Raw genomic sequence first — 12,344 nt, forward strand, 5'->3', positions numbered from 1 at the left:
ACCGCCGCAAGGAGTGCATGGATGACCGATCAGAATCCGCCCGCCGGCGCCGAGCGTTACGAGTGGCTCGGCCGCAACCTGGGCAGCATCACGCGCACCAACCCCGACACCGGCAACAACTACCGCGTGGGCTTCAATATGGACGACCGCTTCGTGTGGATCGCGCCCGAGGATCTGGCCTGGGCGCAGGCCCAGCCCGAGGCGTTCCAGGCCGCGCCGCTGGAGGTGGCCACCGACGCGGGCGACGCGCCGGCCGCGAAGCCCGCGTCGGCGCGCGGCAAGAAGGCCACCAAGCCGCGCGACGCCGCCGACGGCGTGCCCGAGGACGGCGCGGCGCCCCCCGATGCGGCGCCGGCGCATGCGCCCATCGTGGACGCGGAGCCGTGATCGACCTGCTGCTGACCGCGCTGGCCGCCCTGCGCCTGGCGCGCCTGATCACCGCCGAGACCGGCCCGTACCGGCTGGCCGAGCGGCTGCGCACGGCCGTGTACGACCGCTACGGCGGCAGCAGCTGGCAATTTACCGGCATCAGCTGCCCGCACTGCGTCAGCTTCTGGCTCGCGCTCGCGCTCGCGCTCGCGCCGCGGCGGCTGCGCCTGGGGCTGGCGGCGGCGGGGCTGGCCAGCGAGTGGATGCGATGGTGTGATGGTTCTCAGTCTTGAAACCTGGCGCCGCATCGTGGCGTACCACCCGCTGCACTTCTGGCAGCTGCACGACCCGGCCAAGGCGCCGGTGACCGACGGCTGCATGAGCATCGTGCGCGAGTACAGCTGGCAGTCGCTGGGCGCCGTGGGCCGCGACGAGATCCGGCGCGCGATCGACGCGGCCGAGGCCAAGCTGGCCGACTATCTGGGCTACGCCGTGGGCGCGCGGGCCGCCACCTGGCCCGATCTGCCGATTGCCGCCGATGGGACGATCCGTCTGCCCGAGGGCCGGCTGCAGGCGCTGGGCGCGGTCAGTGAGACGCTCCTGGGCACGCCCGCGATTGTGCTCAGTGACGCGAATGGCGACGGGCTGTATGACACCTTCACCGCCACGCTCGCCAGCGCGCTCACCACCGACCCGGCCGGCAGCCTGGTGGTACGGTTCGCGGAGAGCGACCAGGTGACCGGGCAGCGCGACGACTGGCGCATCTGGCCCGTGCGCATCACGACCGTGCTGAACGGCGGCACCTACGACATCAGCGTGCGCGGGCCGAGCGCCATGCTGGTCAAGCCGGCGCAATACGACATGGGCGCGACCCTTGCCACGTTCGCCAGCCAGGACGCCGCCAACTATGTCGGCAGCATCGCCATGTGGCAGCAGACGGTGGACGCCGCAGCAGCGCTCACCATTGGCGACACGCAGTACACCGCCAGCGCGATCGACGCGCGGTTGGGCATTATCCACATTGACCCGTGCGCGGGGTACCTGCCCTGGTGCGCGCCCGTCCGCCCGCGTGCGACGGTCGCGGGCATCGCGGGCGAGCCGCTCGGCGCCGACGGCGATCTGGCCCGCGATTGGCAGCCGATCGTGGCGCAGCTCGCGGCCGCCGAGATCAGCGGCCAGCCGTGCGCCTGCCAGGCGGCCAACCACTGGCTCTATCATTGGCAATTTGACATCAGCCGGGTCAAGGGCGGCGAGGAAGAGTTCGCCTTCAAAGACGCGGCCATGAACAATCCGTTTGGCACCCGGCGCGGGCACGTGCGTGCCTGGCTGGCCATCCGCGAGCGCATCCAGCCGCGCGGCTTTCGCGTGTAAGGAGACACACCATGCCTGGGCAAGATCTCACATCCAAAGATATTTCCATCTTCACCCAGCCCGGCGGCGCGGCGCCAGGGAACGCGCTCAAGCTCGCCGGCATGGACGGGCAGCACATCGCGATCGGCGGGGTGACGCGTGCCATCGCCGACATCAAGCCGGACTTCGGGTACGATCCGCTGCGGCCCGGCCAGTACGAGGCCCGCGCGGCGATTACGAGCGCGCCCAGCGATTACGACGGGTTCGAGATCTCGGCCGGCGAGCTGTCGGGCAAGGTGCCGGCCGCGCTCATCCGCGACAATGTGCCGTTCAATGTGTATATGAACGCCGGCACCTGCGTGGATCCCACCAACCCGCTGGCGTTCACCGCCTATGTCGAGATCGCCGCCAACTGCCTGATCAGCGGCAACGACGGCGGCGACCGCAAGATGCGCGCCGACGATGGCGTGCTGATCGACAAGCTGACGGTCAAGGCGCTCGATGGCCTGTACCCGGTCGGCCCGCTCGTGTTTGGCGAGCAGCAGCCCTCAGCCGTCGCCAGCCAGGTGACCTTCGGCAACCGCGTATCGAACCTCTGTGGCGTGGCGGGCGTGGAGACCAAAGATCTCTATGTCGGCATCGCGGCAGCCGGCGCGACCGTGCCCAAGCTGCGCTACTCGGTGGATGGCGGCTCCTGGGCCGACCTGGCGATTACGGGCATCACGAACACCGAGGCTATCCTGGCGGTGTGCGCCCTCGGCCAGCAGCTGATCGTCGTCACCGACAAGGCCGGGAGCGCCACCCAGTCGGGCTACTATGTGACCGATATCGACCAGGACACCGGCATCCCTAGCGCAAGCTGGACGAAAGTGACCGCAGGTATCGCCGCCACCGACCTGCTCACCGATGCCTGGGTTGAGGGCAACGCGCTGTATCTCGTGGCCCAGAAGGGCTGGATCTACAAGACCCAGACCCCGCTGACCGGCGTTACCACGATGCGCACCGGCTCGGCCGGCAGTTCGAACATCACCCGCATTCGCGGCCGCAACGGCGTGCTGGGCGCGGTCATGGCCGATGGCACGCTGCTGATCTCGCTCGACGACGGCGCGACCTGGGGCGCGGGGGCCACCATCAGCGTGGCCTCGCCGCTCGCGATCGGCGTCGTCGATGCGCGCCGGTTCTACGTCGGCGCAGCGTCGGGCGTGCTGAAGTACACCGACAACGGCGGCAAGACCTGGTCGACCGTCGCCTACCTCGGCACCGCCTCGGGCGATGCCGTGAACGATATCGCCGTGGTGACCCCTGAGGTGATCCACCTGGTGGTGACCGCCAGCAGCGTCGGGCGCGTGGTGAGCACCTGGCACGGCTTCGCCAAATCGACCAACACCACCAACCGCGTCAACAACTTTGTCACCAACGGCGGCATGACCCGCGCCGCAGTGCCGCGCAATGGCTCGCGCGGGGTGCGCGCCAACACGCTGGCCATCGTCGGCACGGCCGCCGGCGGCACGCTCGGCAGCGTGCAGCTCGGCCGCGCGCCCGTCGCCTAAGATTCGCACGAGCTGGGCAGGCCCATCCTGCCCGGCTCGAACACAGGAGCCACATCGATGGCACGCACGCCGCCGCCGCCCGCCACCAGGCAGCACCGGTTTGGCACGGGCATTGGGATCACCTATCGCCCGATCTCGAGCTGGCAGCGCATCCAGCTCGCGCAGCGCGCCACGCGCAGCCTGCGCCACGCGCAGCCCCAGCCGCCGACGTTTCAGGACGACTTTGGCGGGCCGCCCACGCCCAACCCGAGCGACCCGGCCTACCTGGCCGCGCTCGCCGACCACCAGGCGCGCATCGCGATCCGCACCTTCCAGTGGGCCGCGCAGCTGGCGCTCGTCGTCGAGCCGGCTACCGTCGCCGATGGGCTGGCTGCGCACGCTGCCGACGCCGACGCGCTGGCCGCGTTTCTGGCCGAGCTGCCGCCCGAGGATGCGGCGCCCGAGCCGACCGAGCTCGATCGGTTTCTGGACGGCGCGAGCGATCCGGTGCGCTGGCTGCTGCTCGTCGCGGCCGGCGGCGACACCATGGCGCTGACCGAGTGGATGTTCGCGCTGTACGGTGGCGGGGTGAGCGCGGAGGCGGTGGCCGATGCCGCCGAGATGTTTTCGGGTGACCTTCCACGGAACCAACATCTGGACGCTGCACCCGCCGCAGTCGGGGCTGCGGATCGAGACGCCGGAGCTGACCTGGATGCTGGCGGCCGTGTGGGCGAACGAGACGCTGACGAGCTTTCGCGCACTGCCGGATGACGACCAGGCGCTGATCGTCGCGGCCTACCTGACCGACCGCCAGATGGCCGCCGTGCTGGCCGACGCTCAGGCACAAACGAAGCGCGCCGCCTGGCGCCGTGGGGCGCACATCACGCACACCTAAAGACGTATGACGCTCGAGCTTTCTGGCGTCCGGCTCGTCGCCGAAAACGCCGCAGAATTTTTCGCCACGATGCGCCGGGGCGATGCCGCGATGGCGTCGTTTGCGCAGGCCACGGGCCGGGCATCCGCCGATGCTGCGGCCTTTGCGCGTGCCACCCAGCAGATCAAGCTCGACACCCTGAACAACCAGCTGCGCGACCAGCAGACCCGGCTGGGCATCCTCAAGCAGCAGCTGGCCGAGACGGCCGCCAAGTATGGCGAGGCCTCCACCCAGGCCCAGGCCAAAGCCGCGGCCGTCGCTCGGCTCGGCGGGCAAGTCAGCATCACCGAGCAGAAGATCGCGCTGCTGGCCCAGCAGATGGCCGCCGAGGCGGACGCCGCCGGCGAGGGCACGCGCACCAATCACCAGCTTGGGCAGAGCCTGGGTGATGTCGAGGCAGGCGCCGGCCAGGCGGAGAGTGCCTTGCAGCGCATCGCCACCGGCGCGCTGCATAAGATCGGGGCGCTGGGCGTGGAGGCCTTCGGCAAGCTACTGAACGCGGCCAAGCAGTTCGTGAGTGAAAGCCTGCATGGCCTGGCCGATTATGAGACGGCCATGGCGGTGCTGCAAGCCAACAGCGGCGCGTCGGCTGACCAAATGGCGCGCGTGGCGTCGACCGCGAAAGACTTGGGCCGCGATCTGACCCTCCCGAGCACCAGCGCCGGCTCAGCCGCCGCGGCCATGAACACGCTGGTGCAAGCGGGCCTCAACGTCGAAGATGCCATGGCCGGGGCCAAGGGCGCGCTTCAGCTTGCCGCCGCTGGCCAGATTGCGGACGCAGAGGCGGCCGAGTACACCGCCGCTGCGCTCAATCAGTTCAAGCTCTCGGGCGATCAGGCCGTGCGCGTGGCCGACCTCATGGCGGCCAGCGTCGGCGCGGCCGGCTCCAAAGTGCAGCAGACTGGCCAGGCCGTGCAGCAGGCGGGTGCGTCGTTTGCGGCGGCGCACATCCCGATTGAAGTCCTGATCACCTCGATCGACCTCATGGCCAAGGCGGGCATCAAAGGCAGCGATGCCGGCACGTCGCTCAAAACGATGCTCACGCGGCTCCAGTCGCCGACCAGTGACGCGGCCGCAACCATGCAGCAGCTGGGCATTGAAATCTACGACAGCCAGGGCGCGATGCGGCCGATGCGGGATATTATCGGCCAATTCTCGCAGGCACTTTCGGGTCTGAGCCAGCTTAATCGCGCCAACGCCATTAATACGATTTTCGGTAGCGATGCGCAACGCGCCGCCAATATCGTGCTGGCCGGCGGCGTGGACGCCTACGACAAGATGCTGGCCGCCGTCACGAAGCAGGGCGCGGCCGCCAACCAGGCATCGGCACAAATGGCCGGGCTGGGCGGGGCAGTCAAGGGCTTAGGCTCCCAGCTCGAAACGCTGGGCTTGAACGCGCTGGAGCCACTCTCCCCCCTGATGACGGGCGTAGTGCAGAGCGCCGCCGATCTGGCCGGGCAACTGTCGGATTTGGCCGGGCCGGCGATGCGCGGGGTTATTTCGGGCGCGACGGCCATGGCGCGCATCTTTGTCGATGTCGGCGTTCCGGCGGTCAGTGGACTGTCGACGGCCCTGCTCGCCTATGCAGCCACCTCGATCCCCGCCGCGATTGCCGCCATTCCCGGCCTGATTGCCCAAGTCGTTGCTGCTACCACGGCCTTTCTCGCGCAAGCCGCCGCCGTCGCCGCCGCACTCGGACCGTTTGCCCTGCTTGGGATCGCCGTCGGCGCGATGGTGGCCAACTACCGTGCACTCCAGCAGCAGATCAGCCAAATTGCCGAGCAAATCACGGTGCAGCGGCAGGAGTACCAAAATACCCAGACCGTGCTGGAGCGGTACAACCAGGCGCAAGGCTACGCAAAACAGGCCACACAGGGGCAGGTCGATGCGCTCCAGAAGCTGCGCGATGAACAGCAGGGGCATATCCAGAAGCTGGCGGAGTTGCAGGCCAAGGAAATCAATTACCAGGGCTCCAGCCGGAACACACTGGCACTCCGCCAGCAGCACGCGGAAGCGGTGCGCGTGGAGCAGGCCGAGATTGCCCGGCTGGGCGGCGCGATTACCGACCAGGCCAACAAGCTGGACGCGGCGATTACCAGCTACGATGAGGTGCATCTCCGTTCGACGGATGCGATCGAGGATGCGCGTCTGCTGCGCGATGGGGTCAGCCAACTTGGCCAAGCAGCAGCCGTCTCTACGGAAGATCAAATCCGCCTGGCGGATGAGGCTGGCAAGGTATTCCAAAAAGGCGTCGAAGCACTGAGCGCGTTCGTTGCCAGCGCAACGACCTTCATGGCCACTACCGAAGCGAACCAGCAAACACACAACCAACGCATGCAGGCATTGCAGCAGGAGCTAGAAGGGGCGCGTACCGAAGCGCAGCGACAAGGTATCCAAGAGCGCATCACGGCTGAGCAGGAAGGCTATAACCAACAACAACAGGCCGCCGCACAAGCCTACGCCATGCAAGCTGCTGCACAACGCCAGGCGCTCGGGGAGCAACTCATTGCCTATATCGAAAACCAGCGCCAGATGCACGCCATTACGGACGAGCAGGCGTCGGCACTCACAGAAACGACCATTCAGCACTTTGGCGTTGCGCGCGATAGCACGGCGGTGCTGTTCAGCGATATGGCACGGTCAGTACGGGATTTCGGCAGTGGAGCAATTGGTTCTGTTGGCGAAGTGGCGAATGCGTGGGGCAACGCTGAAGATAAGGCCGTCTCGCTCAAGCAAAAAGCCGATGCGTTGATCGCAAAGTACACGATGGAGCTTGTCGCGGATATGGACAAGCCCGGCGCGAACATCGACGCCATCCGCAAAAAGCTGGCCGATATTCCCGCCCGTGTGTACTCGGAGGTGATCATCACCGAGAAGCGCTACACCAGCGGCGCGGGCGACCATGTCGAGGGCGGCGGCATCTCCGGTACGCGCGCCTCGGGCGGGCCGGTCGCACTCGCCAAAGCGTACCTGGTTGGCGAAAAAGGCCCCGAGGTCTTTGTTCCCAACTCCAATGGCTACATCATCCCCAACCACCAGCTGCGGGGCGTGCGCGCCGACGGCGGCGCCGTCCAGGGCCACGCCATGAGCGCTGCCACGATGCTGGGGATGCCCGCGCGGTTTGGTGGCGGGCCAGGCTACGCGATGCCCTGGACAACGCCGGCGATGGGTGGGCCGGTCACGACGACCTACCAGGATAACCGGCAGTACACCATGCCGGTGTACACGAATAACAGCCCCGGCGTGCTCCAGCAGGGCTACTACACGATGCGAGCGCAGATCCTATGATGCCGACCTACGCCACCCCACCCACCCCCACGAGCGGCCTGGCGCTCAACGCCGCGCGTGGCTGGGTGAGTGTGCTTATCCCGATCGCGCGCACCAATGAGATCACGAACCCGAGCTTCGAGACCGGCACCACCAGCTGGACGGCGGTGGGCGGGAGCATCGCGCGGGTCACCACGCAGCAGGCCGTGGGCATTGCGAGCCTGCAGATCACGATGAGTGGCGCAAACGACGGCGTGCGCCACGTGGGCCTCCCCATGGTGGTGGGCGAGCTGCGCGCCTTTTCCTGCTTCGTGCGCGGGACGGCCGGGCGGCGCTATCGCTGCCAGCTCGAGGACGGCGGCGGCGGCACGCTCGCGCGCGCGACGATCACCGCAACCGGGCGCTGGCAGGAGGTGCGGTGGTATGCGTCGTGTCAGGCGACCGCGACCTACTATCTGTTTGTCGGCGCCCTGGCCGCCGGCGCCGATGTGCTCTATCTGGACGCGGTGCAATCCGAGATCATACAGCCGGGCGAGACCGGCTCCACCTACATCGACGGTGACCAGCTGGGCCTGATTGCGCAGCCGGCCACGCCGGCCTACGGCTGGAATGGCGCGCCGCACGCCAGCACCAGCTATCGCAGCGCGCAGACTCGCGCCGGAGGCATGCTGATGAACTTTGACCTTGCCCAGCTCGTGCTGACCGCCGTGATCGGCCTGGGGCTCGCCCCCGTCGCGCACGTGGCCAGCCCCTACGCCCAGCTGGACGGCGCGCACTATGAGCGCACGCGGCTGACCGAGCGCACGTTTTCGCTCGTCGGCCGGATCGACGCGGCCACCGACGGCGCGCGGAGCCGCGCGCTGGCCATGCTCGAGGACTGGCTGTCGCGCGACCGCGTCGCCACCCAGCAGCCGCTGCGCCTGCGCTATGAGCGGTACGACGGCCTGACGCCGACGAGCGAGATCGCGCAAATCGATGCGCTGTACACCGCAGGCCTCGAGGGCGCGATCGACAGCCGCAGCGGCGCCGCCGTGCCGCTCCAGTTTACACTGTTCGCGCCGTATGTGACCGCCGTGCGCGAGGAGGGCGGGCCGCTGGCGGTGCAGCAGTCGATCGCGAATGCCAACCGCATCCTCATGCGCACGGCGGGCGGGCAGTGGCAGGCGCTCGGCGTCGGTATCACGGGCAACAACGTCAATGCGATTGCGATCGGGCCAGATGGATCGGTGTACGTCGGCGGTGATTTCACCAACGCCGGCACGAGTGGCGCCGACTACCTGGCGCGCTGGGACGGCAGCACCTGGTCGGTGGTGGGCAGCGCCACGGCGCTCAACGCCCCGGTGCGAACGCTGGCGTTTGATAGCACGGGGAAGCTGTACGTCGGCGGCGATTTCACCAACGCCGGCGGGAACGCGAATGCGGACGCGCTTGCCACCTGGGATGGCAGCAGCTGGGGCGCGCTTGGCACCGGCATGAATGGCTCCGTCTACGCGCTGCATGTCGCGCCCGACGGCACCGTCTATGCCGGCGGCGCGTTCACCCTGGCAGGCGGCGTGGCGAACACCACGCGCGTGGCCAAATGGAATGGCAGCGCCTGGAGCGCGCTCGGCACCGGCGCAAACAACACGGTCTACGCGATCGTGACCGGCAGCGACGGGCGGGTGTATGCCGGTGGGGTGTTCACCACGATCGGCGGCACGGCCACGAACGCGATTGCGGCCTGGACGGGCGCCGCCTGGACGACCGTAGGCACGAGCGCGAGCAGCGACCCGTACGCGGCGGGCAAGGCGGTGTACGCACTGCTGGTGATGCGCGACGGTCGGCTGCTGGCGGGCGGGGATTTTACGGGCACGGGCATCAGCCGGATCGCGGTCTGGAATGGCGTGGCGTGGGCCGGGCTGGGCAATGGCGTGGCCGGGCCGAGCACGGCGGTGACCGCGCTGGCGCAGCGTGCGGATGGGGCCATCCTCGTCGGCGGCACCTTTGGCGCGCTGGCCGGCACGAACCCGCCGCCGATCCTGCCCGAGCTGGCGCTGTGGAATGGCAGCACGTTTGTGGCGCTGGAGGTCGACATTCCCGGCACGGCCGGCACCAATGCGGTGAACGCGATCACCGTCGCGCCGTCGGGGGCGATCTACCTCGGCTACGACGCCGGCGGCACGGCGCTGGCGGGGCAGATCACGACCCTCACGAACACGGGAGCGGGCCGGGCCTATCCCATCGTCACGCTGTTCGGCGGGCCGAGTGGAGCGTATCCGGTCTATGCGCTCGCCAACCTCACCACCGGGCGTACCGTGTACTTCAACCTGAACCTGAACGCGCGCGAGACCGTCACGATCAATTTCGACCCGCTGCATCTCTCGGCGGTGAGTGATTTTCGTGGGGATGTGCTGAGCTACCTGGTGGCGGGCAGCCAGGAGGGCGACTTCTTTGTGCAACCAGGGCCGAATGTCTTCAGCCTGATGACCTTCGACCCCTCGGCGTCGGCGACCATCCGTTGGCGACCGACCTTTCAGAGCCTGAATCAGCTGAGCTTCCGATGATCGACTATGTTGCCTACCTATTCGATCCCTTCGGCCGCTATCGCACCACCATCAGCCAGTTTATCGATGCCGATGGCGCCGCGCTAGACTATACGGTGTCGTGCGTGCCGGGCGCGGTCGGCGAGTGTGTGCTGACCCCGCCGCTCGGCACCGACCCGTCGCTGTTTGTTCAGGATGGCCGGATTGCGATCGGCCGCAGCATCAACGGCCGCGCGCCGGTGATCGATATGCAGGCGATTTTCTTGATCAAGGAGATCGAGGACTCGGCGACGAGTACGATTGTCCGCGCCGCGCACACCAACTGCCTGCTGCACACGCGGACTATCAACTACCCCGCCGATAGCGCGTATGTGCAGCGCGCGGCCGCGCCGGCCGATGACCAGATCAAGGCGCTTGCGCGTGAAAATCTCGGCAGCCTGATCAATACTGGCCTGCGCTACGGCGTCGAAACCCAGGCCGACCTGTCGGCCTATCTCCAGATTGCGCCAGATCTCGCGCAGGGCGCCAGTGTGCCCGTCGCGGACATCGCGCAGCGCACGCTCGGCGAGGTCATCCGCGATCTGTGCGCGCAGTCGGCCACGGCCGGCACCTACCTGACGGCGATGGTGGAGGCGATCACGCCGGCGCTGCTCGAGCTGCGCACCTACGCCGGGCAGCGCGGTCTCGATCGGCGCGCGGGCGTGGCGGTGCGGCCGATCGTGCTGTCTGAGGCCACCGGCACAGTCGAAAACGTGAAGGTCATCCGCGCGTGGCGCCAGGCGGCCACGTTCGTGATTGCCGGCGGCGCCGGCGAAAGCAGTGACCGCCTGATAGCGACTGCCTTTGATGCGGTGCGTGCGGCTGCCAGCCCGTTCGGGCGCGTCGAGCGCTTTGTCGAGAGCAGCGACACCGATACCCCAGCGGTGCTGCAAGGTGTCGCCGATGCGGCGCTGCGGCAGGCGCGCGAGACGCGCGTGCTGACCGCCGATCTGCGCGAGACCGACGGCGCAACGCGTGGGCTGCACTACGATCTGGGGGACGTGCTCACGGTCGAGCACGCGCGCACGCAGCAACAGTTCGACGCGCGACTGGATGTCGTGCGCGTGTCGGTCGGCGGCGGGCAGCGGCGCTCGCAGGCCGCGCTGAGGAGCCTATGAGCGGGGATATGCTGCGCGAACTGGCGCGCGTCAAGAGCAGTCGGGCGGTTGGCGACGCGCGAGCGGCCGCTGACACCTGCTGCGCTCGTGCCGCACGAGGGCGTGATCTCGCCCTACACCACGAACGCGAACCCGTACATCACGCCCATCTGGCGCGACTGCACGCCTGCGCGCCTCGCGCTCGGGGTGTCGGTGCTCACAACCAACAACGGCAGTAACTACTGGACGATCACGCTCTCGACGATCAGCCCGGCCGGGGCGATCGTCGCGCAGGGGAGTGTGACAACAGCCGCGCTGGGGCCGAACCTGTGGCTCCCGCTCGGCCTGACGACGTTTGCGACTGCGCGCTGGCTCGCGAGCGCGATCTCGCTCGCATACCTCACCATCGCGAAAACGGGCGCGCCGGGCGCGCTCGGGCTGGCGCCTGCGCTGTACGTTTTATGAGAGCGGGCGGCAACGCCCGGTTTGGAGGATACAATGGCCGAGTTTCCTGGGCAATCAATCGGCGGGGTGAACCAGGGCGGCATCCAACCGAGCTATTACGTGGATGCGACTGGCGCACAATTCTGGGGCGTGCAAACCAAAATAAACAATGGCACCGTGTACCAGTACGTCGTCTACCGCCAGGCGCCCGGTGCGACGATCCCGACGATCGCCTGGCAGCACGTCGGCGGGCAGGGCAATCTTTGCCCCCAGCCCGACGGCCGCCTGGTGGCGGTGGTGTTCCGTGCGCCAGGTGAGAGTGCGCCGATCCTGGCGCGGACGGTGCCAGGGGTGGGTGTCGCGGGGCTCGTAGGGCAGCATGCACGAAAAACGCATCGAGCTGCGTTTATTAGAGTGAAGCTTCCTCAAAGGCGAAAACGCACGAACGCCCCGATCTTCACAGATCGGGGCGTTTGTGTGCTCGTGGGGCAGCCAGGGGGAGGCCGGCGCAGCGCGGGGCGTGGTGCGCGGCGCCTGGGGCGAAAACATCACGGCCTCGCGCTGCTGTGCAGTAGTATAAATAGCATGCCGTCGTCACCCGGCAACCCCTCGACGGCGTTTTGCCCATCAACGACAATACGCGCATTTACCTCGGCTTCATAGTCCTCAACACGCGCCACATCAAGCGGCGCGCCGTTGCAGTAGTCATCCACGATGCCAACGGCGATCCACCCGTACACCTCGTGACGCTCAATCAACTCGCGCGCGTCGTCCAGGTTCATACGTGACAATT

General features: G+C 68.0%; 11 protein-coding genes. 10 read left to right on the top strand and 1 reads right to left on the bottom strand.

The genetic code is table 11. The annotated features are described in order from the left end of the window. The first annotated feature begins 21 nt into the window (after positions 1-21). From U0177_RS21370 to U0177_RS21415, 10 genes are read left to right on the top strand one after another with little or no spacing between them, the layout of a single operon-like run. Positions 22-387, top strand: coding sequence for a hypothetical protein (locus U0177_RS21370; RefSeq protein WP_409572695.1), 366 nt, complete (start codon positions 22-24; stop codon positions 385-387). After that, complete coding sequence (locus U0177_RS21375) at positions 384-662, top strand: hypothetical protein (RefSeq protein ID WP_409572696.1); 279 nt, start codon at positions 384-386, stop codon at positions 660-662. Before U0177_RS21370 ends, U0177_RS21375 begins: the two co-directional genes overlap by 4 nt. Continuing rightward, entirely contained in the window at positions 643-1,740 is a 1,098-nt protein-coding gene (locus tag U0177_RS21380) for a hypothetical protein (RefSeq protein WP_409572697.1), read from the top strand. The genes U0177_RS21375 and U0177_RS21380 overlap by 20 nt, the downstream gene beginning before the upstream one ends. An 11-nt stretch (positions 1,741-1,751) precedes the next feature. Next, positions 1,752-3,269 carry a hypothetical protein gene (locus U0177_RS21385; protein ID WP_409572698.1) on the top strand — a complete coding sequence of 506 codons (1,518 nt, stop codon included), beginning with the start codon at positions 1,752-1,754 and terminating at the stop codon, positions 3,267-3,269. A 57-nt stretch (positions 3,270-3,326) separates the two neighbouring features. After that, a complete protein-coding gene (locus tag U0177_RS21390; RefSeq protein WP_409572699.1) occupies positions 3,327-4,019 on the top strand; it encodes a hypothetical protein in 693 nt (230 codons plus the stop codon). Further along, positions 3,973-4,143, top strand: coding sequence for a hypothetical protein (locus U0177_RS21395; RefSeq protein WP_409572700.1), 171 nt, complete (start codon positions 3,973-3,975; stop codon positions 4,141-4,143). Before U0177_RS21390 ends, U0177_RS21395 begins: the two co-directional genes overlap by 47 nt. A gap of 6 nt (positions 4,144-4,149) precedes the next feature. Further along, entirely contained in the window at positions 4,150-7,470 is a 3,321-nt protein-coding gene (locus U0177_RS21400; protein WP_409572701.1) for a phage tail tape measure protein, read from the top strand. After that, entirely contained in the window at positions 7,467-9,992 is a 2,526-nt protein-coding gene (locus tag U0177_RS21405; protein ID WP_409572702.1) for a hypothetical protein, read from the top strand. Before U0177_RS21400 ends, U0177_RS21405 begins: the two co-directional genes overlap by 4 nt. Then, positions 9,989-11,128 (top strand): Gp37-like protein, encoded by a 1,140-nt coding sequence (locus U0177_RS21410; protein WP_409572703.1) that lies wholly within the window; start codon positions 9,989-9,991, stop codon positions 11,126-11,128. Before U0177_RS21405 ends, U0177_RS21410 begins: the two co-directional genes overlap by 4 nt. A 48-nt stretch (positions 11,129-11,176) precedes the next feature. Next, on the top strand, positions 11,177-11,572 hold the full coding sequence (locus tag U0177_RS21415) for a hypothetical protein (RefSeq protein ID WP_409572704.1): 396 nt from the start codon (positions 11,177-11,179) through the stop codon (positions 11,570-11,572). Positions 11,573-12,099: 527 nt separating this feature from the next. On the opposite strand, the gene U0177_RS21420 is transcribed toward U0177_RS21415, so the two are convergent. Further along, positions 12,100-12,333, bottom strand: a complete 234-nt coding sequence (locus U0177_RS21420) for a hypothetical protein (protein WP_409572705.1) — start codon at positions 12,331-12,333, stop codon at positions 12,100-12,102. Positions 12,334-12,344: the final 11 nt, after the last annotated feature.

The organism is Kouleothrix sp. (assembly GCF_046328425.1).
Classification (GTDB): domain Bacteria; phylum Chloroflexota; class Chloroflexia; order Chloroflexales; family Roseiflexaceae; genus Kouleothrix.

Bases quoted from the DNA above. Each gene is read 5' to 3' on its own strand.
- U0177_RS21390 (WP_409572699.1), top strand. From the start codon at position 3,327: ATGGCACGCACGCCGCCGCCGCCCGCCACCAGGCAGCACCGGTTTGGC.
- U0177_RS21405 (WP_409572702.1), top strand. From the start codon at position 7,467: ATGATGCCGACCTACGCCACCCCACCCACCCCCACGAGCGGCCTGGCG.
- U0177_RS21370 (WP_409572695.1), top strand. From the start codon at position 22: ATGACCGATCAGAATCCGCCCGCCGGCGCCGAGCGTTACGAGTGGCTC.
- U0177_RS21420 (WP_409572705.1), bottom strand. From the start codon at position 12,333: ATGAACCTGGACGACGCGCGCGAGTTGATTGAGCGTCACGAGGTGTAC.
- U0177_RS21410 (WP_409572703.1), top strand. From the start codon at position 9,989: ATGATCGACTATGTTGCCTACCTATTCGATCCCTTCGGCCGCTATCGC.
- U0177_RS21385 (WP_409572698.1), top strand. From the start codon at position 1,752: ATGCCTGGGCAAGATCTCACATCCAAAGATATTTCCATCTTCACCCAG.
- U0177_RS21400 (WP_409572701.1), top strand. From the start codon at position 4,150: ATGACGCTCGAGCTTTCTGGCGTCCGGCTCGTCGCCGAAAACGCCGCA.